This is a genomic window from Sebaldella sp. S0638 (genome assembly GCF_024158605.1).
Classification (GTDB): domain Bacteria; phylum Fusobacteriota; class Fusobacteriia; order Fusobacteriales; family Leptotrichiaceae; genus Sebaldella.
The window spans coordinates 33,117-56,180 of record NZ_JAMZGM010000017.1 but is presented as its reverse complement, the minus strand read 5'-3'; the positions used below and the strand labels follow the sequence as shown (position 1 = coordinate 56,180).

At 32.7% G+C, this 23,064-nt stretch carries 25 protein-coding genes and 4 tRNA genes; 8 read left to right on the top strand and 21 right to left on the bottom strand.

Annotated elements, in window-relative coordinates; all coding sequences use genetic code 11:
* Both NK213_RS07150 and NK213_RS07145 read right to left on the bottom strand, forming a co-directional pair.
* On the bottom strand, window positions 1-392 hold a 392-nt coding region (locus tag NK213_RS07150), incomplete at its 3' end, for a transposase (RefSeq protein ID WP_253348220.1).
* A 353-nt stretch (window positions 393-745) separates the two neighbouring features.
* Entirely contained in the window at window positions 746-1,549 is an 804-nt protein-coding gene (locus NK213_RS07145) for a lipopolysaccharide assembly protein LapB (RefSeq protein WP_253348219.1), read from the bottom strand.
* Between the two features lie 271 nt (window positions 1,550-1,820).
* Between NK213_RS07145 and NK213_RS07140 the strand changes: the two genes are divergently transcribed.
* Complete coding sequence (locus NK213_RS07140) at window positions 1,821-2,264, top strand: META domain-containing protein (protein ID WP_253348218.1); 444 nt, start codon at window positions 1,821-1,823, stop codon at window positions 2,262-2,264.
* 341 nt (window positions 2,265-2,605) lie between these two features.
* Here NK213_RS07140 and NK213_RS07135 read toward each other — a convergent pair whose 3' ends face one another.
* Window positions 2,606-3,199: a DNA-3-methyladenine glycosylase gene (locus tag NK213_RS07135; protein WP_253348217.1), complete on the bottom strand. Its 594-nt coding sequence runs from the start codon at window positions 3,197-3,199 to the stop codon at window positions 2,606-2,608.
* 84 nt (window positions 3,200-3,283) lie between these two features.
* Here NK213_RS07135 and argS point away from each other — a divergent pair, with 84 nt between their 5' ends.
* Window positions 3,284-4,999 carry an arginine--tRNA ligase gene (gene argS, locus NK213_RS07130; RefSeq protein ID WP_253348216.1) on the top strand — a complete coding sequence of 572 codons (1,716 nt, stop codon included), beginning with the start codon at window positions 3,284-3,286 and terminating at the stop codon, window positions 4,997-4,999.
* Window positions 5,000-5,012: 13 nt separating this feature from the next.
* Window positions 5,013-5,630, top strand: coding sequence for an epoxyqueuosine reductase QueH (locus NK213_RS07125; RefSeq protein ID WP_253348215.1), 618 nt, complete (start codon window positions 5,013-5,015; stop codon window positions 5,628-5,630).
* Between the two features lie 26 nt (window positions 5,631-5,656).
* On the opposite strand, the gene NK213_RS07120 is transcribed toward NK213_RS07125, so the two are convergent.
* Window positions 5,657-6,103 (bottom strand): pyridoxamine 5'-phosphate oxidase family protein, encoded by a 447-nt coding sequence (locus NK213_RS07120; RefSeq protein WP_253348214.1) that lies wholly within the window; start codon window positions 6,101-6,103, stop codon window positions 5,657-5,659.
* Window positions 6,104-6,204: 101 nt separating this feature from the next.
* Between NK213_RS07120 and NK213_RS07115 the strand changes: the two genes are divergently transcribed.
* Window positions 6,205-7,137 (top strand): YafY family protein, encoded by a 933-nt coding sequence (locus NK213_RS07115; protein ID WP_253348213.1) that lies wholly within the window; start codon window positions 6,205-6,207, stop codon window positions 7,135-7,137.
* 56 nt (window positions 7,138-7,193) lie between these two features.
* On the opposite strand, the gene NK213_RS07110 is transcribed toward NK213_RS07115, so the two are convergent.
* Complete coding sequence (locus NK213_RS07110) at window positions 7,194-7,688, bottom strand: hypothetical protein (protein ID WP_253348212.1); 495 nt, start codon at window positions 7,686-7,688, stop codon at window positions 7,194-7,196.
* A gap of 204 nt (window positions 7,689-7,892) precedes the next feature.
* The gene (locus NK213_RS07105) at window positions 7,893-8,612 is read right to left on the bottom strand and encodes a Bax inhibitor-1/YccA family protein (RefSeq protein WP_253348211.1); all 720 of its coding nucleotides are present in this window, start codon (window positions 8,610-8,612) and stop codon (window positions 7,893-7,895) included.
* A gap of 149 nt (window positions 8,613-8,761) precedes the next feature.
* On the opposite strand from NK213_RS07105, the gene NK213_RS07100 reads away from it, so the two are divergent.
* On the top strand, window positions 8,762-9,244 hold the full coding sequence (locus tag NK213_RS07100) for a hypothetical protein (protein ID WP_253348210.1): 483 nt from the start codon (window positions 8,762-8,764) through the stop codon (window positions 9,242-9,244).
* A 133-nt stretch (window positions 9,245-9,377) separates the two neighbouring features.
* Here the strand turns inward: NK213_RS07100 and NK213_RS07095 are convergent.
* From NK213_RS07095 to NK213_RS07050, 10 genes are all read right to left on the bottom strand, one after another.
* Window positions 9,378-9,452: transfer RNA gene (locus NK213_RS07095), tRNA-Cys, on the bottom strand.
* 18 nt (window positions 9,453-9,470) lie between these two features.
* Window positions 9,471-9,546 (bottom strand) — tRNA-Phe (locus tag NK213_RS07090).
* Window positions 9,547-9,551: 5 nt separating this feature from the next.
* Window positions 9,552-9,628: transfer RNA gene (locus NK213_RS07085), tRNA-Asp, on the bottom strand.
* A gap of 10 nt (window positions 9,629-9,638) precedes the next feature.
* Window positions 9,639-9,714, bottom strand: a tRNA-Val gene (locus tag NK213_RS07080).
* 82 nt (window positions 9,715-9,796) lie between these two features.
* Window positions 9,797-10,282 carry a hypothetical protein gene (locus tag NK213_RS07075; RefSeq protein ID WP_253348209.1) on the bottom strand — a complete coding sequence of 162 codons (486 nt, stop codon included), beginning with the start codon at window positions 10,280-10,282 and terminating at the stop codon, window positions 9,797-9,799.
* Between the two features lie 139 nt (window positions 10,283-10,421).
* On the bottom strand, window positions 10,422-11,570 hold the full coding sequence (locus tag NK213_RS07070) for an ATPase (protein ID WP_253348208.1): 1,149 nt from the start codon (window positions 11,568-11,570) through the stop codon (window positions 10,422-10,424).
* A 1-nt stretch (window position 11,571) separates the two neighbouring features.
* Window positions 11,572-12,609 (bottom strand): rod shape-determining protein, encoded by a 1,038-nt coding sequence (locus tag NK213_RS07065; protein ID WP_253348207.1) that lies wholly within the window; start codon window positions 12,607-12,609, stop codon window positions 11,572-11,574.
* Between the two features lie 19 nt (window positions 12,610-12,628).
* Window positions 12,629-14,026: a cysteine--tRNA ligase gene (cysS, locus tag NK213_RS07060; protein WP_253348206.1), complete on the bottom strand. Its 1,398-nt coding sequence runs from the start codon at window positions 14,024-14,026 to the stop codon at window positions 12,629-12,631.
* A 10-nt stretch (window positions 14,027-14,036) separates the two neighbouring features.
* Complete coding sequence (gene ispD, locus NK213_RS07055; protein ID WP_253348205.1) at window positions 14,037-14,708, bottom strand: 2-C-methyl-D-erythritol 4-phosphate cytidylyltransferase; 672 nt, start codon at window positions 14,706-14,708, stop codon at window positions 14,037-14,039.
* A gap of 2 nt (window positions 14,709-14,710) precedes the next feature.
* Window positions 14,711-17,053 (bottom strand): endonuclease MutS2, encoded by a 2,343-nt coding sequence (locus NK213_RS07050; RefSeq protein ID WP_253348204.1) that lies wholly within the window; start codon window positions 17,051-17,053, stop codon window positions 14,711-14,713.
* Window positions 17,054-17,303: 250 nt separating this feature from the next.
* On the opposite strand from NK213_RS07050, the gene rpmB reads away from it, so the two are divergent.
* Window positions 17,304-17,567 carry a 50S ribosomal protein L28 gene (rpmB, locus tag NK213_RS07045; protein ID WP_253348203.1) on the top strand — a complete coding sequence of 88 codons (264 nt, stop codon included), beginning with the start codon at window positions 17,304-17,306 and terminating at the stop codon, window positions 17,565-17,567.
* A 110-nt stretch (window positions 17,568-17,677) separates the two neighbouring features.
* Entirely contained in the window at window positions 17,678-18,208 is a 531-nt protein-coding gene (locus NK213_RS07040) for a hypothetical protein (RefSeq protein WP_253348202.1), read from the top strand.
* Between the two features lie 54 nt (window positions 18,209-18,262).
* On the opposite strand, the gene NK213_RS07035 is transcribed toward NK213_RS07040, so the two are convergent.
* From NK213_RS07035 to nth, 4 genes are all read right to left on the bottom strand, one after another.
* Window positions 18,263-18,784, bottom strand: coding sequence for a hypothetical protein (locus NK213_RS07035; protein ID WP_253348201.1), 522 nt, complete (start codon window positions 18,782-18,784; stop codon window positions 18,263-18,265).
* A 52-nt stretch (window positions 18,785-18,836) separates the two neighbouring features.
* Entirely contained in the window at window positions 18,837-19,358 is a 522-nt protein-coding gene (locus NK213_RS07030) for a hypothetical protein (RefSeq protein WP_253348200.1), read from the bottom strand.
* 127 nt (window positions 19,359-19,485) lie between these two features.
* Entirely contained in the window at window positions 19,486-20,982 is a 1,497-nt protein-coding gene (locus NK213_RS07025) for a D-alanyl-D-alanine carboxypeptidase family protein (RefSeq protein WP_253348199.1), read from the bottom strand.
* Entirely contained in the window at window positions 20,979-21,638 is a 660-nt protein-coding gene (gene nth, locus NK213_RS07020; protein WP_253348198.1) for an endonuclease III, read from the bottom strand. Before nth ends, NK213_RS07025 begins: the two co-directional genes overlap by 4 nt.
* A gap of 434 nt (window positions 21,639-22,072) precedes the next feature.
* Here nth and NK213_RS07015 point away from each other — a divergent pair, with 434 nt between their 5' ends.
* A complete protein-coding gene (locus NK213_RS07015; RefSeq protein WP_253348197.1) occupies window positions 22,073-22,423 on the top strand; it encodes a hypothetical protein in 351 nt (116 codons plus the stop codon).
* Between the two features lie 62 nt (window positions 22,424-22,485).
* Here the strand turns inward: NK213_RS07015 and NK213_RS07010 are convergent, their stop codons facing one another.
* Window positions 22,486-23,064 (bottom strand): YigZ family protein, encoded by a 579-nt coding sequence (locus NK213_RS07010; RefSeq protein ID WP_253348196.1) that lies wholly within the window; start codon window positions 23,062-23,064, stop codon window positions 22,486-22,488.

Genomic DNA, 23,064 nt, shown 5'->3' with positions numbered 1-23,064 from the left:
TCTTGAATTTGTTCAGAAATTTGTCTAGTGGTCATACCTCTGGCATACATTCTAATGATCTTATTTTCTATTTCTGAGATATCTTTTGTTCTTTTAGGGACAAGTACAGGCTCAAAAGAAGAATCTCTGTCTTGAGGTACTTCTATTTCAAATTCCCCACTATGTGAACGAAGTTTTTTCGTTTTCTTTCCATTTCTGCTATTTTCATTGTCACTTCGTTCATATGAAGAATATCCAAGATGCTCATCCATTTCAGATTCAAGCATGGACTGAATTGTACCGCCCAGCAAATCTTTTAAGGCTTCGTGGATATCTTTGGCATCTTTGATATCATACATTTCTATCATTTGGGCTATCAATGCCTGCTTTGGACTTAATTGTTTCTTTTTCATTAAAAAAACCTCCTGATTTTATTTTATCATAGTGGGTATTTTTTATTTACAGACTTCTTCTCACAGGCTCCTTCCGGAACCACCTCTGGAAAAAGATATTTTCAAAATTCTTTTATCCATATATTCCCCCTCTGCTATTACTATAAATAATAATACTTCTATGCCATTATGTCAATCCAGTTTTATAAAAAACGTAATCAAAATTCAACAATCAGACTCTAACAAAAAACAATATTCTATCCCACATAACAAAAAAATACCCTTAATAATCAAGAGTATTCTCTATTTTATCTATTAAATCTAAAATCACTTCACTGCAAAAATACCATTTTCAACATTGAAATAAGTAAACACTAAAACTTAAAGTCCCTCGGAAGTACATTTCTGTCCTGAAATGTTCTTAAATACCGTCCTGCGAGCTTTCTATTCTGCTTATTCAGTTTTTCCAGACTCTCTATCACTGCATTAGTATAATTCTGTCTCTCTATATCGCTGTAATTAGAACTGAGGGGATTTATAAGCAGAAGCTTGTCAAGTGCTTTCACATATTCAGCCCTGTCAGTATAAATATCCGCTATCCCTATAATGGAATCCAGCTTTCTGTTTTCCAACACCACTTCAGCCTTGTCAGGAAATTTGTCAGTATTGTAATTATCGTATTTTTTCAAAGCGTCAGAATAATATTTCAGTGCATTGTCCTTATTTTCCGCTTCTTCATACATCTGAGCAAGTACATAGTACCCGTCAGGATAATCTGGATGTTTTTCCACTAGCATCTCGGCGTATTCCTTCATTTTCTCAGCGTTTCCTTCTGAACGGTATAAATCAATTATATAGCTATATGAGTCATAACCATCAGGATTCACCTCTATGGATTTCAGATAATAATTACCCGCGTCTCTTATATTGCCCTCCATTCTGGCAATATTCCCCAGTTCGTCAAGTGCAAGATAGTTTCGCTCATCTTCTTTTACGGCGTCTCTGTATGCACTTCTTATCTCCTGAATTCCACCGTTCATACTTTTTATGTTCAAAGCTTTATTATAATATTCTATTGATTTATCCAAAATTCCGAATTCACGTAAGAATTCATCAGTTGTTTTTGAAAAAATTCCTGAAGTAATTATAAATAATAATATTATAATCAATTTTTTCATAATTTCCCTCCGTTTCAGAAATATCTGTATTTTACCTGCTTATATTTTTTGATAAATCTCTTCATTTTTTCCCAGCCTTTTTCAAATAAATTATAACATATTTATAATTAAGAAAAAATAGTATGTGTTATGTATTTTTTATTTAACTCTATACCTTATGACAAAATCCCGCCTTATAAACAAAAGAAAAATACTTTTTTATAATAAATAGCTTTTAATTTTCTCCAATATAGTATATAATTTTGTTAATAATCTATATTAGGAGGAAACAATGAAAAAAGTTTTATTAATCATGTTGTCTGTACTGTTTTTGTTTACTGTATCGTCAGCTAAAACAACAAAGTTCAAAAAAATAAAAACTTTATCGTCAACTTCTTGGAAATTAACTGATTTTCAGAATGAAACATTAATATACCAATATATAGGCTCAAAAACTTTAGGAGAAATCACTCTTAATTTTGCCAAGAAAGAAAATCTGGTATCAGGATTTTCAGGTGTAAATACTTATAGCGGAAACTTTGAGATAAATGGTGAAAACATTACATTTTCGAACCTTGCAAGTACTAAGTTATATGGTCCGAGAAACGTAATGGAGCAGGAATATAAATATCTTACTGTACTTCCCGAAACTGCTACATATAAAGTAGTGGATGAAAAGACGTTAAAACTGATTACTTCAGATGGTACAGAATTAACATTTACAAGAACAAAATAAAAATTAATAAAAATTAGTTTAAAACTAACAAAAAAGGAATCATCTTCTAAAAAGATTTAAGATAATTCCTTTTTTTATTTCTCCCCCTAATTTCATAAGTCCATTTTTCCAGATCCAACCCCTTGGAATCTCCCCCCCTTTAATAAATGTTCGCATTTTGTTAATTATGCGAACTTTTCCATAAATAAATATCCGAGTTTTTCTTAGATTTTACAAGCACAAATAGTTTAGTATAATTATTCAATTTAAAAAATATTAATAATACAAAAAAAATAGATTGACATTTTATTTTTTGTATGTATAATTAATTATGATTCGCATAATTAACAATGTGCGAATATTTATTTTTTACTTATAAATTTATTATTTTTAATATAAAATCTCCAAAGTTTGTCTTTATACTCCTCTGCATAATCAATGCCTATTCTTTTAGCTCGAACTATTCCTATATCTCCTCTGTTTTTATTTTTCTCCAGATAAAGTTCTTTCCCGTTTATAAGATCATACCCTGAAAAAGTTCTGTCTATTTGAAGTGCCGAACATAACTTTCCCGGCCCGTTACTAAGACTATGAATGTTTTTTACAGGACTTCTGTTACTAAAAAGAATATCAAACTCGTTCAAAGGTTCCACAGCCCTGAGCAGTAAAGCCTCAGGCTTTCCTTCCTGTTGACATACAATATTTATGCAGTTATACATTCCATAAATCAAATATACATAAGCATGGCCACCCTCACTAAACATCGGCTCTGTTCTGGCAGTTCTTTTATTTTTATAAGTATGTGCACCTTTATCATCAGGCCCCACATACGCTTCTACTTCTGCTATTATCGTCCTTATAATTTTGCCGTCTATTTCCCTCACGAGGTAATGTCCCAATATCTCTGGTCCTACTTCAAGTGCATCTCTTAAAAAATATTCCCTCTCAAACCTCATTGCCAGCTCCTTTTCTGATAAATACTTTATTTTATGAACATATTTTGGTATAATTACTTATATTATATAACATTGGGGTGAATTATGGAACTTATTAATAAACAGCTTGAAAAACTGGTACAGGAGAATGTTAAAAATATTTTTAATATTGATTCAGACATAGAAATTCAAAGTTCAAACAAAAAAGGATTTGGAGATTTTGCTACGAATTTTGCCATGGTTAATTCAAAAACACTTGGTAAAAATCCGAGAGAAATCGCCCAGACATTAATAGATAATTTTTCAGAAAATGATATTATCGAAAAACTCGAAATTGCTGGACCGGGCTTTATAAATATATTTTTGAAAAGTAAATTTATAAATAATGAATTTGAAAAAATAGGTAAAGAGGATTATGACTTTTCATTTCTTGATAATGGAAAGAAAACAATCATTGACTATTCATCACCTAATATAGCTAAAAGAATGCATATAGGTCATTTACGAAGTACAATCATTGGTGATTCCATAAAAAGAATTATGAAATTTACCGGTTTTGAGATACTTGCTGATAACCATATCGGAGACTGGGGAACACAGTTTGGTAAACTGATTGTAGGCTACGACAGATGGCTGGATAAGAAAAACTATGAAGAAGACCCTATTGAGGAATTGGAAAGAATTTATGTAAAATTCTCTGATGAATCAAAATTGAATCCAGAATTAGAGGATATTGCACGTGAAGAATTGAGAAAATTACAGGCTGGAGATGAAAAAAATAATAAACTCTGGCATGAGTTTATTGATATTTCACTTAAAGAATATGACAAAATTTATAAAAGACTTGATATTTCATTTGATTTATATAACGGCGAATCATTTTACAATGACATGATGCCTGATATTCTAAATATACTAATTTCTAGGAATATTGCCAAGGAGGATCAGGATGCCCTTGTTGTATTTTTTGACGAGGATACAAAACTTCACCCTTGTATAGTTCAGAAAAAAGACGGAAGTTTCCTGTATTCCACATCAGATCTGGCAACAATAAAGTACAGAAGAGAAGTTCTTCATATTGATAAAGCTATCTATATCACTGATGAAAGACAGCAGGATCACTTTAGACAGGTATTCAAAATTGCTGAAATGCTTGGTGATGAATTTGATTATGAAAAAGTACATGTATGGTTCGGAATCATGAGATTTAAAGATGGAATATTTTCTACCCGATTAGGAAATATTATTAAACTAAACGACCTATTGGACGAAGCTAAAAAAGAAGTAAGAAAAACAATAGATATTAAAAATCCGGGAATCCCTGATGATGAAAAGGAAAAAATTTCGGAAATTGTAGGTATAGGAGCAATTAAATATTTTGATCTGAGCCAGAACAGAACTTCTCCTGTTATATTTGAATGGGAAAAAGTGCTGAGCTTTGAGGGGAATACAGGGCCGTATTTACAGTATACTTATGCGAGAATTATGTCTATTTTCAGAAAGCTTAACGGAGAAAACACAGAATATAATGAAAATTCAGAAATTATTCTTGAATCTGATATAGAAAGAGATTTATCCCTGATGCTTCTGAATTTCCCGAATATAGCAGTAAAAGCAGGTGAAACATACAGACCAAACCTGATTGCAGATTATTTATTTGAGACAGCGAAGACTTTCAGCACTTTCTATAATCAGAAACATATTGCCAATGAGACTGATTCTGCATTAAGAAACTCAAGAATAACTCTTGCTTCCAAAACTGCACATATTCTGAAAGCCGGACTGGATCTTCTGGGAATTAAAACTGTAGACAGAATGTAAAGAGGTAAAAACCATGAATAAAACAAATTATAATAAAAAAATGGAAGAAATTATAAAAAGCTTAGCCGGAAAAAAGGCTAAGCTTTTGCTTCACAGCTGCTGTGCACCATGCAGCTCATATGTACTGGAATATTTATCATCTGCTTTTGATATTACACTATATTATTACAATCAGAATATACACCCTGAAAGTGAATATATCAGAAGATTTAACGAATTAAAAGATTTTACAAAAGAAGTCTACAAAGGTAAAATAGAGATAATTTCCGAAACATACACTCCTTCAGAATTTTTTGATAATATACACAATTATGAAGACAAAGCCGAGGGCGGCTCACGTTGTTCCCTGTGTTACCACATGAGATTAAAAAAAGCAGCAGAAAAGGCAAAAGAGGGTGATTTTGACTACTTTGGCTCTGTCCTTACTATCAGCCCTCACAAAAATGCTGAAAGGATTAATCTGATTGGTGCGAACCTTGAAAAAATATATAATGTTAAATTTTTATATTCTGATTTTAAAAAGAATAACGGTTTCAAAAGATCACTGGAAATCAGCAAAGAATATGATCTTTACAGACAGCAGTACTGCGGTTGTTCTTTTTCTATAAGAAATCAGGCAGAGTGTCTATAATGCTTTACGACACCTGCCTTTTTATTTTACACTCTTGAAACTGCTCTTTTATCTATAAAATCTATAATTACACCATCCATGACCTGTATATTTTTCCACCATTTAGACTCTGTAAGTGTGAATTCTATTAATACTGCCTTTGGATTCGACGCGAAACGCTCATATGAAGCAGGAAGTATATTTTTATACTCCATCATAATTTCATTATTTTTCTCTTCTGAAACAGAACCCAAGACTTTTGCCTTCCCTTTTATCTGCATAGTATCTGCACACAGTGCTGCATTGGGATTTTTTTCTATCTGTTCCAGTTTCTCATTCTGCATTGATGTAATGTAGAACTTTTCATTATACGAAATTAAAGATACCATACGCGAACTCACATTTTCTTTATCCGAAGTAGATAAAACCATATTATACGTTTTCCCTATTTTATTGAATAATTCTTCTTTTTCCTTTTCAAAATCCTTTTCCATTTACTTCCTCCTAAATATTTTATATAAATATTATATCACAAAAACTTGACATCATTATGTCATGGTTTTATAATAGTAATAAAAATTAAGGAGAATTATTTATGAAAATAGAACGTCTGCTATCCATTATTGTTATTCTTCTGGAAAGAAAAAAAGTTCCTGCACCAAAGCTGGCAGAAATTTTTGAAGTTACTACACGTACTATTTATCGGGATATTGATACGCTCAATGCAGCTGGAATTCCTATTATCACTTATCCCGGAGTTAACGGCGGTGTGGGAATCCTTGAAGAATTTAAAATAGAAAAAAACTTATTTACTTCGGAAGACCTTGCATCACTTCTTACAGGGCTGAGCAGTATTAATTCTACTTTTTCAAGCTCAGAAATTACAAATGCCCTCATTAAGCTGAAAGGAATCATCCCACAGAAAAAACTAAAAGAGATAGAACAGAAAACAAACAGAATAATTATAGATATTACTCCGTGGAAAAATTCAAACAATGTCAGTTCTGACCTGAAAAATATTAAGTCTGCAATGGATAAAAACAAAATCCTGACTTTTAAATATGAAGACAGGCAACGTAAAAAAAGCACACGTAAAATAGAACCTTACAGAATTATACTTAAAGGCAGCGACTGGTATGTAGAGGGATTTTGTATTCTCCGGGAAGATTTCAGATATTTTAAATTATCTCGAATATCCGGACTAAAAATCACTAATAAATCATTTATTCCCAGAGAAATTCCCGAATCTGATCCGGAAAACGGTCCTATCCAGGAAAAGATAATAAAAATGAAAGTATCCGTTGATAAGTCATTAAGAGGGGAATTCAGCGAACTGTATGGTGAAAAGTGCTTTCTTTCAGAAACGGAAAGCAGGTATACTGCTGAAATTCCGTTTGCAGACAATGAATACAGCTACCGTCTTTTGATGGGATTCATTGATAAATGCGAAATTCTGGAACCGGAAAATATAAGAAATGAATTTATTTTAAGAATAAAAAAGGCTGCCAACCTTTATAAACAAAAATAAACTAAAAACAGAACTGTTACAGACACAGTCCTGTTTTTTATTTATCATATTTTTCATTATTCTTCTGCAGTTTCACTTCCAACAGTGTAGTTTATGAAGGCCATTTTGATATAGTATACATTCTTTCCATATGCTTTTAGAGCTGAAAGTGCATCAGGAACCAAAAGTCCTTTTAGTTCACTGTTCTCAGACGTAACTGCCACTGTATTAACATCAGCAAGATTTGGGTCTATTTCAGCAGGTCTTGTTTTTTTCGGCATTGGCTTTGTTTTTGTTTCTATTAATTGTAAATCCCCTTCTTTTGAATCTACTATTATCATTTCTCTGTATTTTATGTACATTCCATTATGCCCGTCTTCATTTTTGAATACTTTGAATTCTTTGTAAGGATTTCCCTTAAATATGATACTACAGTCTTTTTTAGCAGTAGAATCACTTGAAACACAAATACTCCATGTACTGCTTTTGTTATATTTTTTCTCTAGCTGAATTTCTTCAGAAAATCCAATTACTGATATTACAAATATTAGACACAAAATTATTCTTTTCATAATCTACCTCCTAAAATTAACTCCTTCTAATTAATTATAACACCGATTAATGTTTTTTCAAGTAGCTTGATATTTATTTTTTTTATTATTTCATTCTGAATTACTAACAGCTAAAGAAATATCTCCCTGCCAAAAAATATCATAATTAAAAAATACAGTTTTATTCAGGTTTATACCCGCCTAAAACTGTATTTATCAGAAAATCTATCTTTTTTTTCCGAAAAGTCTTAATAAATATAGGAATAAATTTATAAAGTCAAGATATAAATTTAATGCTCCTGCTATTTGTATTCTGTCTAAAAGTGTATTGTCTTCCATAGCGTAAGCTGTAAATCTACGTCTGATTATATTCATGTCTATTGCTGTAAATGCTGAGAATATTATTACTCCTGCATATGACATTATCCAGTAAAACATATCATTTTTCAAGAAAATATTTATTACAGATACCACTATAAGAGCAATTAAACCACCCATTACATAAGGCAGATATCTTCCAAGATTGTCTCTTGTAAGATAACCATATGCAGCAAGACAAACATAATACACTACTGTTCCTAAAAATACATAAATAATTGATTCTCCTGTATAAACAATACCTATTACACTCAGAGTTACTCCATTTAATACAGCATATAGTAAAAACATTCCACGCAATGCTCCAACGGAAGCCCTCATTAACATCATAGAAAACATAAATACAAGACCCAGTTCTAATAAAATCAGTACATAATATAAGTTCGACCCTAATACAAGTCTCATTATTTCAACATTTGTTAATACGAAAAATCCAGTTATCCCTGATACTAAAAGCCCTACAACCATCCAAAGTATACACCCTGTCATCTTTTGAGCTACAATTCTGTTTATTTCATCATAATCAAGGGAACCCGATCTGTAATTATCAAAATCATCATTTCTCATTCATTTCACCTCTTATAAGCTTTTATAGTATTATACTAAATATATTCGAAACCGTCAAATATCTCAAACCTGTAATTTTACTTTCAAATACCAAAATGCTATAATTTATATGATTAAAAAAATTTTATAAAACACAAAAGGTGGTTATAATGAAAAAATTATTACTGATTTTCCTGACTTATTTACTGGTACTTACCTGTTCAAACAGCAGAACAGTGAAGCTTCCTGATAAAAATCTGGAAATAAAAGACAACACTGTCTACTATAAAAATGAATTATATACAGGTATAATCAGCGGAACAGATATAAATAACAATTCTGCCAGATTCAAAGCTGAAATAAAAAACGGAATAGTCGACGGAAAAGTAGAGCTTCTAGCCTCTGACATTGATTTTATATATAATGTCACAGATGGAAAGCTGAATGGTGAAATTTCCGTACTGGACATAATAATGCTTTATAAAGATGATGTTATACAAAAATGCTATTCCAATGCTTCTTTTGCTACACAGCAGATGGCAGATGCCTTTTGCAAGGTAGCAAAAGAAAATCCTGATGGCGAAAGTTTTCCTACCACAGGGAAAGAACTCCAGAAGAGAACACTTGATATTATAAAAAGACTCAATAACTAAAAAATGCTTCTTTGACAGGCAGGAAATCCCTACCTTGTCAAGGAAGCATTTTATATTTCAAACATTACTTTATTATAAATCCTTTTTTATCTGTAAATAAAAAAAGAATAGCTTATCTATCCTGTTAAAATAATGGAGGCGACGACCGGAATCGAACCGGTGTACAAGGTTTTGCAGACCTCTGCCTAAGCCTCTCGACCACGTCGCCATTATCAAAAATTCTACATGGTGCCCAGACGCGGAATCGAACCACGGACACAGGGATTTTCAGTCCCTTGCTCTACCGACTGAGCTATCTGGGCTTGTATGGCGGGAGTGACGGGGCTCGAACCCGCGACCTCTGGCGTGACAGGCCAGCGCTCTAACCAGCTGAGCTACACCCCCAAAAAAATAATGGTGGTCGCTACTGGGCTCGAACCAGTGACCCCCTGCTTGTAAGGCAGGTGCTCTCCCAACTGAGCTAAGCGACCTTCATCCATAATACTCAAACATTATATCTTAATTTCTCAAATTTTGCAAGCATTTATTTCAAAAAGTTTTATTTTTCTGTTGTTAATCCTCTTTGTCTGCACTCTCATATATCCCAAGTGCAGATAAAACAGCAGTTTGAGCAGTTTGATTTTCATGGGCCTTTTCTCTGATATACTTTTCCGCTTCTTCTTTATTTAAAGTCAGTGTTCTTTCAGAATCTTTTATATTAAGTTCTGTTACAGCACCATTTTTAACCTTACCTTTTACTTCTGCACCGTTCCAGAATTCATTAAATGACACAAATTCAAACTTTCCGTTTAACACACCCTTTTTTACCGTGACAAATCCTTTTGCTATCTGAATACCGTTTATTTTTGCCTTATATCCTTCTGTTTCTGTCACCTTTCCTGTGTATTTTCCTCCGTCTTTTGTAAAAAATATTCCGTCCTTATATTGCAGACTGTCCCCCTGAACAGTTTCTGCCCCGGAATTTGAAATAAAGACAACTGCAATAAAAATCAGAATAATCACAGCAAATATCCCGTAAAACTGCTTTCTGTTTACCATTTGACTTCCTTTCCCGGCACTTTTAGACAATGATATTCCGGATTTTCCCTGCTGAAAAATGGAAAATACAAAATTTTCAGATGATTCATTGCCAAATCATACCTGTACTTCATGACCAATTCAATTATAAAGTCTGGTATTATTCATAAAACATAAAAAAATTGGAAATTAAAGCTCTTATATTAACATTATTATCAATACTATTTTTTATTTCTATTATCTTTTTCAGATTTTTAATTTTATTTTTTCTTATAAAAATCAATCTGTCTAAAAAATTCTTCAGATCTTTTTTATTTTTTGTAAAAATATCGTTGATTTTTTGATTAACTTCTATTTTTTCGGAATTTTTATAATATTTATAATTTTTACCAAGAGTTTCAATACTTTGTATATAATTTATCTTTATTTTCAGATATATTTCCTTAAGATACAGATTTATGCTTGGAAGATGAAGGGCGAAGTCGTCATTATTCTTAAGTTTTTCCACATCAAAAGAATCTTCTGTATCTTCGTATATTTCTATCAGTTCCTTTGTATAATCCTTAAAAGTCTTAAAGTCCGGCTTATTCATAAATTCCTTTTTATCATTAAATATTTTTTCCATCTGAACTCTCATTAGCAGTTCTGTAAGCTCATTATAAAGATAAAATATCTCAATATTTCTAAAAAGCTCCTCAAGCGGAATCTGTTTATAATTTATATCCTGTTTTTCTTTTTTCCACAGTTCTATATCCTTTACATTCCCGTCAAAAAAATAGTAGACTTCCTTTTCTACTTCCAGAGTTTCTATATCAAGAGGTTTTATTACAAAAGTCATAACTCTCGATTTTATGGTTGGAATTATGTTCAGGCTCTTTGAAAGGAGTATGAAGTAAAGATTTTTCGGTGGTTCTTCAATTATTTTCAATAATGCATTTGCTGATTCTTTACGCAGTTTTTCTAATCCGTTCAGGATATAAACCTTTTTCTTAGCCTTATACGGCGATTCTATGGCATTCAGGATTATTTCCCGTACATCGTCTATTTTTACACCCTGCTCATCCTTATTTATTATCTCTATATCCGGATATGTGTAATTATCAATACTTCTGCACACATTACACTCACCGCAGTAATCATTATCCTTTAAATTTTCACACAAAAAAAGTTTTGAAAACTCCAAAGCATAAAAAAGCAAGTCTACTCTTTTATCACCATAAAAAAGATAACTTGCACTTTCTTTATCTTTAGCAGCCTCATTAATCAGTCTGTCTATTAAAAAAGTATCTTTAAGATCCTTTATGCTCATTCTATGTATTTTCCTTCATTTGAAGAGTTCTCAGAAGATTTCTGTTGTCAAATGCCAGTCCTCCGCCCAGAACAACTGATTCCAGCGGTTTTTCAGCAAGGAATACATTTATCTTTGTCTCTTCTTCCATAAGATTAGTAAAGTTTCTTACAAGCGAACCTCCGCCTGTCATAACTATACCATTATCCAAAATATCAACAACCAGTTCAGGCGGACATTTTTCCAATACTTCTTTTGTGTTATTTATAATTTCATATAATGAATCTCTTATTGCTTCATATATTTCATTAGAAGAAAGCTTTACAGTCTTTGGAAGTCCTGTAATTAAGTCTCTTCCTTTTATGTCTATTATTTCTTCTTCTTCAAGCGGGATTGCAGTACCAAGTTCTTTTTTTATCTTTTCTGCTGTTCTTTCCCCTATAAGAAGGCTGTATTTTTTCTTAACATACTTAATGATATCATCATCAAATGTGTTACTCGCTATTCTCAGAGACTTGCTGACTACTATCTCGTCAAGAGACAGAATTGCTATATCAGTAGAACCTCCTCCTATATCTATAACCATGTTCCCTTCAGGTGCGGAAATATTTACTCCCGATCCCAGAACTGCTGCTCTTCCCTCTTCTATTATGTACACTTTTTTAGCTCCGGTAATTGAATCAAACAGGGCTTTTTTCTCTACAGAAGTCACTTCCAAAGGCACACATATCATCACTTCCGGCTTAAAAGGCGATCTTCCGTAAATTTTATGTAAAAATAATCTAAGCATTTCTCTCGTAACGTCAAAATCAGCTATTACTCCGTCCTTTAGAGGCTTTACCGCAATAATACTGTCAGGTGTTTTCCCTAACATTTCTCTTGCTTCTTTTCCTACTGCTATAACTTTTTTTGTCTTTCTGTCCTGCGCTACAACTGACGGCTCATTAAGCACTATCCTCTTCTTCTGTCTGTCGTAAATCAGCGTATTGGCTGTTCCCAAATCAATTGCCAAACTCTTTTTTATTCTAAAAAAATTGAATGTTCTAGAAAAAAATCCCATATTCTTAGTTCTCCTTTTATTATTTTATTATATAGCTCGTTGTCCCGTCTTTATTATCTTTTAATTCTATTCCAAGTTCAGCAAGTTTGTCCCTGATTAAATCAGATAACTTAAAGTTTTTTTCGCTTCTGGCTTCTTTTCTTATATAGATAAATAAGTCTAACAGACTTGAACTTAAATCTTCCAGACTGCTTTCTTTTAACTCTATTCCCAGTACATTTTTCATTCTGTCATTAATAACAGAAATCGCTTCTTTTATTATAACAGATTTTCCATAATTATCAATAAATTTATTTATATCTTTTAAAAATTCATGAATCTGGGATATTGCCAAAGGTGTATTCAGGTCATCTTCCATGGCCTGATCAAATTTTTCTGTAAATTCTTTTATAGACTCTTCTAATATATTATCATATTTTGTATTATTTTCAATTATAAAATCCTTAGCCCGTAAAAGTGCTCCGTTTATTTTTTCCAGTGCAGCCTTTGCAGCAAGCATATCTTCCTTTGAAAAATTAATTGGTTTTCTGTAATGAGTCCCTGCTAAAAACCATCTGAATACATTCCCGTCAAATTCTTCCAAAACATCTCTCAAAAGAAAAAAGTTTCCTTTTGACTTTGACATTTTTTCTCCGTCCAGCTGTATATATCCATTATGAAGCCAGTAATTCGCGAAGTTTCCGCCGTAAGCACATCTTGACTGTGCCATTTCATTTTCATGATGGGGAAAAATAAGATCCTGACCTCCTCCATGGATATCAAAGCTCTCACCAAAGAATTTATGACTCATAGCAGTACATTCTATATGCCAACCCGGTCTTCCTTCGCCCCATGGGGCTTTCCAGAACGGTTCCCCGTCTTTTTTATTTTTCCATAAAACAAAGTCCTGAGGGTTTTTCTTATTTTCTCCTATTTCTACTCTTGCTCCTGCTTCAAGCTGATCAGGTCTCTGATTAGACAGCTTTCCGTATTCACTGTATTTAGTAACATCAAATAAGACATCACCATTCAGCACATAGGCATATCCTTTATCAATAAGAGTTTCTATTGCTATTATCATATCCTCTATATATTCAGTTGCCTTAGGACGGATTATATCCGTAGAAATATTCAGTTTTTTAGTGTCTTCAAAGAAGGCCTCTATATATCTGTCTGCAATTTCACTTACGGTTTTTCCTTCTTCATTAGCTTTATTTATCATTTTATCATCAATATCAGTAAAATTCTGTACATATTCCACCACATAGTTTTTATGTCTGAAATACCTTGCCAGCATATCGAAAACTACAATAGGTCTGGCATTCCCTATATGTATATAATTATACACAGTGGGTCCGCACACGTACATTCTTACTTTGCCCGGTTCTATCGGTCTGAATTCTTCTGCCTGATTAGTCAAAGTATTATAAAATTTCATATATTACCACCTATTCAAAATATCTAAGATCCTCTTTAGTTGTTATCTTAACATTATCAGCATGCCCTTCGTAAACCTGCACTCTTCCGCCTATTCTTTCCACAAGGGATGAATCATCAGTCCCTAAAAAACTATCTTTTTCAGCTTTTTCATATGCCTCTTTCAGGATAGCACTTCTGAATACCTGTGGTGTGTGTGCAGAAAATAAAGTTTTTCTTTCAGGGGTACTTACTATAAATCCGTATTTATCAATTACCTTAACAGTGTCCTTTACAGGAACTCCCACTACAAGTCCGTCAAGATTTTCTTCTGCCATAAGAATTTCGTAGGTATTCTCTATATATTCTTCTCTTATATTGGGACGAACTCCATCCTGTACGGCTATTATGGCATCTTCTTCTATGTGGTCAAGTGCATTCTTTATGGAATACTGTCTTTCGCTTCCGCCCTCCACTATTTTTTTTACTTTGGTAATTTTGAATTCACGCAGATAAGCCTCCACGAGCTTGATATCTTTTTTGTTTACAGATATATATATACCGTCCACAAGTTTACTTTTTTCTATTACTTCCAAAGTAGATATAAAAATCGGTTTTTCTTTTATCCGATAATATTGTTTTGGGATATTCAGCCCCATTCTTTTACCCAGTCCTGCGATAGGAACAATAAAATAATATTTCATTTTTATTTTAACTTAGCGACAGTACAGCCAAGCCCTCCCTCATTCTGATTTGCATCTCTATACTCCGATATGTATTTAGACTTTTTCAAATATTCCTGTATTCTCGTTCTTAATGCCATAGTTCCTTTTCCGTGTATTATGTATACTTCCGAATATCCAGTAAGCATTGCCCTGTCCAGATAAAGCTCCAGTTCAGTCATTGCTTCATCACCGGTCATTCCTCTCAAATCTACTTCTCCTTTTACATTAGTTGATTTTAATGATGCAAATCCGCCTAATTTCTTTTTATTTTTCTTTTCTATTTTTTGTATATCATCTGTGCTTACCACTAATTTCAGTATTCCTGCCTGTACCTGCACACTGTCTGATTCCTCAATTATTCTCAGGACTTTTCCGTTTTGGTTTATCGATTTTACAAAAACTTCCTCACCAAGCTGGAAATCTGCCTTTTTATTTGTTTTTATTTTTTTCTTTACATTCTGTTCTTTTTCGAGCCTGAAAGATTCACGAAGCATATTCAGACTTCTTTGTGTCTCTTTCGCGTCTTCTTTCTTCATCTCGTCCTGACTTATTTTATCCACAAGGTTTTTAGCTTTTGCCTGTACTTCACGGAGATATTTGTCAGCTTCATCATATGCTTCTTTTACTATTTTATTTTTCTCGTTTTCCAGATTTACTATATCAGCTTCATACTTCTGCTTTCTGCTTTCCATCTCTTCTTTTGCATTTTCCAGCTCAATTTTCAGCTTTTCCACTTCATCTGTTTTTTCTTTTATGGATATAAGCATCTGCTCTACTTTTTGGTTTTCTTCGCTTATGTATGATTTTGCATTACTGATAATCTCTTCGTTTATACCATATTTCCCCGCGATAATCAGAGCGTTGCTCTCACCGGGAATACCTTCGAGAAGTCTGTATGTAGGAAGCAGTGTTTCTACATTGAATTCCATTGAAGCACTCTTTATGCCGTTTGTATTAAAAGCATGCGCCTTTACTTCACTGTAGTGTGTAGTGATTATGGATTTTACATTTTTCTGATTCAGATAATCAATTACCGCCATGGCAAAAGCCGATCCTTCCATAGGATCAGTACCGCTCCCCAGCTCGTCTATCAGTACAAGCGACCTTCTGTTTGCAGATTCAAGTATTTCTTTTATATTTTTTATATGTGCCGAAAATGAAGACAGATTCTGCTCTATACTCTGTTCATCACCTATATCTGCAAGAACACTTCCGAAAAATCCGATCTCTGTCTTTTCATCTGCAGGAATAGGAATTCCTGACAAGGCCATTATTGTAAGAAGTCCTGCTATTTTCTGCGTTACTGTCTTACCGCCTGTATTCGGCCCTGTTATAAGCATTATATTGTCATTGTCCCCGAGCTCAAAATTAATAGGGACCATCTTTTCCCTGTCTATAAGGGGATGTCTCGCTACTACCAGTTTTAGATACTCTTTATTTACTATTTTTGGAACACGGCAGTCATTTTCTACAGAATAGAGAACTTTTGCATTAATAAAGTCTATTCTCTCAAGGAGGACTTTTATCAAAGCTATCTCATCTTTTTTGTTTCTGACCAGTTCTGTAATACGAATAAGAATCTTTCTGATTTCTTCTCTTTCTTTAGCCTCGTATTCCCTGAGTTTATTATTTAACGAAACTGTATTCAGCGGCTCTATATAAACTGTACTTCCTGTTGATGATCTGTCATGTTCTATCCCTTTTATCAAAGATTTGAACTCTGTTTTTACAGGTATTACATAACGTTCGTTTCTTTTAGTAATAATCTTGTCTTGTATCGCTTTTTGCAAGTCCCTGTTATTCATTATTTCATCAAATTTTTCTTTTATATTGACATTTATGTTGCTTTTTTGTCTTCTTAAATCTCTCAAACCTAATGACGCTGTATCTTTCATATTTCCTTCATCATCTACTGCTTCGGAAATAAAATCCTCAATATCTTTCAGATCTTCAGTATCAGAAAAAATATTCCATACAAGCCCGTATTTATCCTTTATATTCTTGGCACGGCTTTTGGAAATTCTGTAAACAGCCATATTTTTTCTTAGCTCCGCCAGATCTTCTACAGATAAATAGGATCCTATCAAATCTATCGTTCTAAGGAATTTACCTATATCAGAAAGATTTGTCAGCTCCAGTCCGTCATCATATTTATAAAAATCAATAAACTCTATCAAAAGAGCCATTTCCTTATCCAGTTCACCTTTATTTTTCATAATATCCAAATCCAGAAACTTCTCTTTAGTAGCTTCCAGCTTTGCTAAATCTATCATTTTATTAACAACTTTATGAAATTCCAAAACTTCATAACTTCTATTTTCCATTTTTTCTCCTATAACATTCCACATGTAAGATTTCCGATAAATTATATCATATTTTCTATACTTTTTCTATTTTAATTTATCATGTCCCGACATATAAAAATTTAAGTACTTTATAAAAAAAAATCTTTCTGCAGCTTTGTAATTTTATTAATATCTGATCTTTCATTATCAATACTCTATTTTTTTTCTTGTAATTTTAAAATTTTAGTGGTATAATAGACTTCGATTGTATAAAAGGAGGTGAACGGAAATGAAAATATGTGAAGTTTTTGGAAAGAAAGTCGGACATGGTAATTTAGTCAGCCATTCACATCGTTCAACTAAGAGAATATGGAGACCGAATCTGCAAGTTATGTCAATAAATGTAGACGGTAAAGAAGTTAGAGTAAGAGTTTGTACAAAAGCGATGAAAACACTAAAAGGGAAAAACCCTGATCAAGTGAAAAAAATTCTAATGGAAAATAAAAATAACTTAAGTCCAAAGTTATCTAAAGTTTTATTTTCTAATAATTAATAAAGAAGTAAGTTTCTATAGCTTACTTCTTTTTTATTTACTTTATTGATTGTCTTTTTAAAAATATTGTTATATAATCTATAATAATTATTTTTAGATTGGAGATAAAGATGAAAAAGTTATATTTAGTATGTTTATTATTTATTTTAGGTCTTGTTTCTTTTGCAGAGACATATACAAAGGCCGAACAGCGTGAAATCATAAAACAGTTCGCTGTATTCCAAAGCGCTTTGAAAGGAAAAAATTTACCCAAAACGGCAGAGACAGTATATTTCCCTCTGTCATATGAATTCGAAGATGTGGAAACTGCTTCTGAAAATAAAAGCGAATTTTTCAAAAGCCTGAAGGACCTTACTCTTCCAAAAGTTGATACTAAAACAAACAAAATCTCAAAGTACACTAAAAAAGGAAATTCAAAAACATGTGATTTTGAAGTAACAAATAAGTTTGTTTCATCTGATGACACTGATTTCCTGGAAAATTACGGAGTGGATACAGGGAAATATTTTGTAGTTACTGCGAGCTATTTCACTGAATCTGATGATACTGAACTTATAGACGGCTGTGCAGGTTACAACACATATTTTTTCCAGCTGGAAAATAAAGAATTAAAATTAGTAAAAAAAGTAGAACTTCCATAAAATAAAAAACTGTCTGATTCATATTGAATTTAGACAGTTTTTTTATTTTTACAGTTACGGCCCTACATATAGTGCCTGAAGTTTTAGTTTATTATTTTCAAATTTGAAAACATAACGATTATAACCAGGATAATCAGGATCATCATAAGAGTAGAAAACTTCAAATGTTTTTTCATCAGAGTCAAGCCCCCAGTTTTCATTGCTTTCCTCTGTAGAAAATCCCGCTGTTATCTCAAGGTTCCCTTTATTATATTTTTTCACTGTATTAGAATTCAAGTCAACTTTTAGAAGAGCCATTTCCTTTATTCCATCTAAAAATCTGTTTTTATACTTAACTATATCATTATGACTCACCGGCACCTCATAATCCTGATATGACTTTCCGTCTATCTGGTTAAAACCATACACAGGATTATCGATATAATTCTTCAAAGTATTTATATCCTTATTTTTCAATGCTTTTTGAAATTCTACGAACTGTTTTAAAGCGATATTTTTTTCATTCTCGGTAAAATTTTCCTGACTAAAAGAAAATACACTGATAAACAACAATAGTATCATTACTAACTTTTTCATAGTTTTACTCCTTTTATTTACTATTTTATTTCTTTAATTAATAAATTTAATCTTACGGCATACTGTATACAGAGATAAACTTTAACTGATTACCCTTCATTTTAAAAATATACTCAGCAGTGGACGGATATTCAGGATCATCATAAGAAGCAGCAATTTCAAACATTTTATCTCCTTTAGATCCCCAGATATAGTTATCTTCTTCCATTATAAAGAATTCTCCGGTTATTGTATCTTCTCCCTTCGCATACTTTATTACTTCATTATTTTTCAAATCTGCTTTTACAAGGGTTATCTCTTTCATTGATTTGAAAAATTCATTTTTATACTTGACTATTTCATCATAACTCACAGATTCGGTATTTAATCTGTAAACCGGACCATCATTCAGAACAAGACCATACACAGAACCGTCAATAAATTTTTTCAAAGTATTTACATCTTTGTTCTTTACTGCTTTTTGAAATTCTGTAAACTGTTTTAAAATAGTATTTTTTTCATTCTCAGTAAAACCTTCATCGCTAAAAGAAAACACACTGATAAACAACAATAGTATCATTACTAACTTTTTCATGCTTTCACTCCTTTATTTTTTATTAAATAATAAATGAATTATATTTCACTATTATATAAAAGTCAATATATTTTCACAAATAAAAAAACAGGAGTTCAATTTCTGAAAATTCCTGCTTTCTTAATTTTTATAGCCAGCCAAATGTGATAAATCTTAAAAACTTACCAAATCCGCTTAATTCTTTTACTTCTTCATTTGAAATAATATTGACCTTTGATATCTCTTTTCCGCCTTTTTTAATAACCAGCTCGCCTATTACAGTTCCTTTCTGTACAGGTGCTTTTATATTCAGGTCTCTTGTTTCATATTCATAAGGATTATTTTTTATTTCATAGACATCCTCTGCGAGAACACCGTTTATTTCTTTCTTTTTACCATCTTTCAGCTTAAATCCGCCCATATCCGTACCGGCTTTTTTTACTACAGTCAGCTGTTTTTCTATCTCTGCAAATTCCTCTGTAAGCAGCTTTGTTCTGGCGGGATCTGTTACTTCTCCCAGTACCACAGCTATTATCTCAACATTTCCTCTTTTGCTCGTTGTTATTATGTTATATCCTGACAAATTATGAAACCCGGTCTTTAATCCCCATATTCCATATTTTTCAAGTAAATGATTTCTGCTTGGATAAACTATCTGCTCACCCAGACTGTTCTCCAGAATAAGCTCTTTTTCACTTGCCCATTCTCTTATTCTCGTATCTTTTATGGCTGCCATAGCAAGAAGATAAAGATCATCAGCAGTCGATGTATCAAGCGCTCTTCCTGTCATAGAAGTGGGAAGCCCTGCCGGAGTATTAAATTTAGTATTTTTCATTCCCAGTTCTTTAGCTTTCTCATTCATCAGTTCTACGAATTTATCTATAGAACCGTTTCCTACGTGTTTTGCCACAAGATAGGCTGCATTATTGGCAGAATATATATTTTCGGCTCTCAAAAGATCTTTTAATGTAAAACATTCTCCGGCCTTTACATTCAGCCAGCTTCCTCCTACATTGGCTGTAGCCTGATCGAAGCACACTTTGTCATCCAGTGATTTATTCCCCTTATCTACCTGATCAAGAGCAACTAATATATTCATAACCTTAGTAATAGACGCTATCGGGTGAACCACATCAGAACCATTTGTTTTTATTACATATCCGTCTGTTGTTGCTATATATTTTAAAATTTCGCCTTTATAAAAAGTAGGCCCTTCCTGCTCTTTATCAATTGCCTTTTTTACCGGCTTCTTAGGATCTATTTTTACAGCAGCAGGCTTCACCTTAACTGCAGGCTGCTCCACAGTTGCAGGCTGGGTCCCGTCTCCTGGAACAGCAGGTGTTTCACCGTTTCCAGTTCCATTTACCCCTGTTGTCCCGTTTGTATTCGGTACGTCAGTTCCCGGATCTGTTACCTGAGTATCTGTAGCAGCAGGCTTCCCTGTATTTTCATTTTGTACTTCTTTTACTGCTTTATTTATACTGTCTTTAACATCCTGATTTTTTTCTTTGTCTGTTTTTTCTTTTGATTTTGGTTTTACGGTTTCCGTTCCTGTATCTCCCCCGCCGCTGCCAGCTGTCGGCTCTCCTTCGGCAAGTAAAAGGGTAAATAACATTGCCAGAACAATAAAGTATCTCTTCTTCATGACTTCTCCTTAATTTTTTTTATATTTGTTTCATAATATTTACAATAATCTTTTATTTCACAGACTTCACACTTAGGTTTTCTGGCTATACACTTGTCTCTTCCATGAAGAATCAGATAATGCGAGTATTCAAACCAGTATTTTTTTGGAATAAATTTCATAAGCTCTTTTTCTATAATCTCAGGATTATCACTTGTAACGAATCCTATTCTGTTAGAAAGTCTTTTTACATGAGTATCCACAACAATACCCTCACGTATATTCCAGATATCCCCCAAAACAACATTGGCAGTTTTTCTCCCCACACCTGCAAGTCCTCTCAGATCTTCCATTGTATTGGGAACTTCCCCGTTATACTTTTCCAGAAGCTGTCTTGAACACATTTGTATATTCTTAGCTTTATTTTTATAAAAACCTGTTGACCTTATATGCTTTTCTATCTCTTTCAGACTCATTTCAGCGAGATCTTTCGGACCCTTTACGATTTTGAATAATTCTTTTGTAACTATATTTACCCTTACATCTGTACACTGTGCTGATAAAATAACGGCTATCAATAATTGATAAGGTGTTTCATAATTTAAAGCAGTGATCGGCTTTTGAAATTTCTGCTCCAAGATAGGAAATACCTTATTAAAACGTTCTCTTTTTGTCATCTGCAATACTCCTTGATTTTCAGATATACTGTATATATGCCTGTTATGAAAAAATCCCCGGATTGTTAACATAACGGCAAAAATCTGTAAAAACAGAATAAATTAAAAAATTTCATTTTCACTTCTTACCATTATAGTATATGAAGATTAAAAAATCAAATAAAAACTGGGATATCCGGCAAATTACTTCCGGCTTTTATATGTTTATCCGTTTGATTTTTTCAATATATAAAAAATTTTACCTTGAATACTTTGTACTTAATTTTTTCTCTTAAATAAAAAAACAGAAATTTTCTATTCCATATAAGACTTATTTTATCAACTCTGCTCCTCCTCGAATACTTAAATCTACGTACCAAAACTTATATTAACCTTTGTCATCATGCTGACACAAAATGATGATATTATACTACTAACAAAGGAGGTGAGTAATAATGAACAAAAAATACCTTCTGACCGGAATAGCTGCTTTATGCCTTGTATTCGCAGGCGGCTTTGCGATCGGGAACTTTTCAAAACCAAAACCAGTAATAGAAAATATGAGACCGGGATTTGCCGCTGACAGAAACAGACACATGAAAGACCGCAGAAATCCGGATTTTAATCCTGAAAAACAGATCGAAACAGATGAAAAAAGACTTGAGATAGAAAAAGAACTGGCTAAAAGCGAGCCTGACTGGACAAAAGTAGAGGAAATCAATAAAGAAATTGCACTCGAAAGAGCTGCTGCAAAAACAGAATATCTAAAACAGGTGAAACAACAGCAGAACACACCATACCAATAAAATTTTTCCTAAATAAAAAAGTGAAATCAGAATAAGCATTTCACTTTTTTTATATATTAATATCATAATCTAACTACAATGACACCGTTTAAAGCTTCTATTTCATCTGCCTGTTCCTTGTCAGCTTCTATTTTTACCGATATCCTGTCCAGATAATTTTGTTCAATTATTTTTATATCACTTTTTGCAAAAAAACTTTCCATCTCCGAAGTCATGGAATAATCATAATCCAGAATAAAAACTACTTTTTCTCTGTACTCTGTGATTTTTGCTTCATTCACAGCCAGTTTGGCAGTCTTGGCATAATTTCTTATAAGCCCTCCGGCTCCCAGCTTTATGCCGCCGAAATATCTCGTTGCCACTAAAGCCACATTATATACATCAAGGATGTTCAATATCTCAGCCATCGGCTTTCCCGCAGTATTGCTTGGTTCGCCGTCATCATTATACTTAAAGTATTCCTGTCCGTTTTCCACTACTCTGTAAAGAGGAACATTATGCGTAGCATTAGGATGCATTTCCCTTATTCCGTTAATAAATTTTTCTGCCTCTTTTACACTGCTCACAGGTTTTATATAACCTATAAATCTGGATTTCTTTTCCTCAAATTCTATAATGGTCTCATTTTTTACAGTATTCAT

Excerpts from the sequence above, each read along its gene's own strand:
- NK213_RS07140 (WP_253348218.1), top strand. The coding sequence starts at position 1,821 with ATGAAAAAAGTTTTATTAATCATGTTGTCTGTACTGTTTTTGTTTACT.
- cysS (WP_253348206.1), bottom strand. The coding sequence starts at position 14,026 with ATGAAATTTTATAATACTTTGACTAATCAGGCAGAAGAATTCAGACCG.
- NK213_RS07070 (WP_253348208.1), bottom strand. The coding sequence starts at position 11,570 with ATGAGCATAAAGGATCTTAAAGATACTTTTTTAATAGACAGACTGATT.
- rpmB (WP_253348203.1), top strand. The coding sequence starts at position 17,304 with ATGAAAATATGTGAAGTTTTTGGAAAGAAAGTCGGACATGGTAATTTA.
- NK213_RS07100 (WP_253348210.1), top strand. The coding sequence starts at position 8,762 with ATGAAAAAATTATTACTGATTTTCCTGACTTATTTACTGGTACTTACC.
- NK213_RS07025 (WP_253348199.1), bottom strand. The coding sequence starts at position 20,982 with ATGAAGAAGAGATACTTTATTGTTCTGGCAATGTTATTTACCCTTTTA.
- NK213_RS07035 (WP_253348201.1), bottom strand. The coding sequence starts at position 18,784 with ATGAAAAAGTTAGTAATGATACTATTGTTGTTTATCAGTGTATTTTCT.
- NK213_RS07075 (WP_253348209.1), bottom strand. The coding sequence starts at position 10,282 with ATGGTAAACAGAAAGCAGTTTTACGGGATATTTGCTGTGATTATTCTG.
- NK213_RS07015 (WP_253348197.1), top strand. The coding sequence starts at position 22,073 with ATGAACAAAAAATACCTTCTGACCGGAATAGCTGCTTTATGCCTTGTA.
- nth (WP_253348198.1), bottom strand. The coding sequence starts at position 21,638 with ATGACAAAAAGAGAACGTTTTAATAAGGTATTTCCTATCTTGGAGCAG.
- NK213_RS07050 (WP_253348204.1), bottom strand. The coding sequence starts at position 17,053 with ATGGAAAATAGAAGTTATGAAGTTTTGGAATTTCATAAAGTTGTTAAT.
- NK213_RS07115 (WP_253348213.1), top strand. The coding sequence starts at position 6,205 with ATGAAAATAGAACGTCTGCTATCCATTATTGTTATTCTTCTGGAAAGA.
- ispD (WP_253348205.1), bottom strand. The coding sequence starts at position 14,708 with ATGAAATATTATTTTATTGTTCCTATCGCAGGACTGGGTAAAAGAATG.
- NK213_RS07010 (WP_253348196.1), bottom strand. The coding sequence starts at position 23,064 with ATGAATACTGTAAAAAATGAGACCATTATAGAATTTGAGGAAAAGAAA.
- NK213_RS07125 (WP_253348215.1), top strand. The coding sequence starts at position 5,013 with ATGAATAAAACAAATTATAATAAAAAAATGGAAGAAATTATAAAAAGC.
- NK213_RS07145 (WP_253348219.1), bottom strand. The coding sequence starts at position 1,549 with ATGAAAAAATTGATTATAATATTATTATTTATAATTACTTCAGGAATT.
- NK213_RS07030 (WP_253348200.1), bottom strand. The coding sequence starts at position 19,358 with ATGAAAAAGTTAGTAATGATACTATTGTTGTTTATCAGTGTGTTTTCT.
- NK213_RS07135 (WP_253348217.1), bottom strand. The coding sequence starts at position 3,199 with ATGAGGTTTGAGAGGGAATATTTTTTAAGAGATGCACTTGAAGTAGGA.
- NK213_RS07065 (WP_253348207.1), bottom strand. The coding sequence starts at position 12,609 with ATGGGATTTTTTTCTAGAACATTCAATTTTTTTAGAATAAAAAAGAGT.
- NK213_RS07105 (WP_253348211.1), bottom strand. The coding sequence starts at position 8,612 with ATGAGAAATGATGATTTTGATAATTACAGATCGGGTTCCCTTGATTAT.
- NK213_RS07110 (WP_253348212.1), bottom strand. The coding sequence starts at position 7,688 with ATGAAAAGAATAATTTTGTGTCTAATATTTGTAATATCAGTAATTGGA.
- NK213_RS07040 (WP_253348202.1), top strand. The coding sequence starts at position 17,678 with ATGAAAAAGTTATATTTAGTATGTTTATTATTTATTTTAGGTCTTGTT.
- argS (WP_253348216.1), top strand. The coding sequence starts at position 3,284 with ATGGAACTTATTAATAAACAGCTTGAAAAACTGGTACAGGAGAATGTT.
- NK213_RS07120 (WP_253348214.1), bottom strand. The coding sequence starts at position 6,103 with ATGGAAAAGGATTTTGAAAAGGAAAAAGAAGAATTATTCAATAAAATA.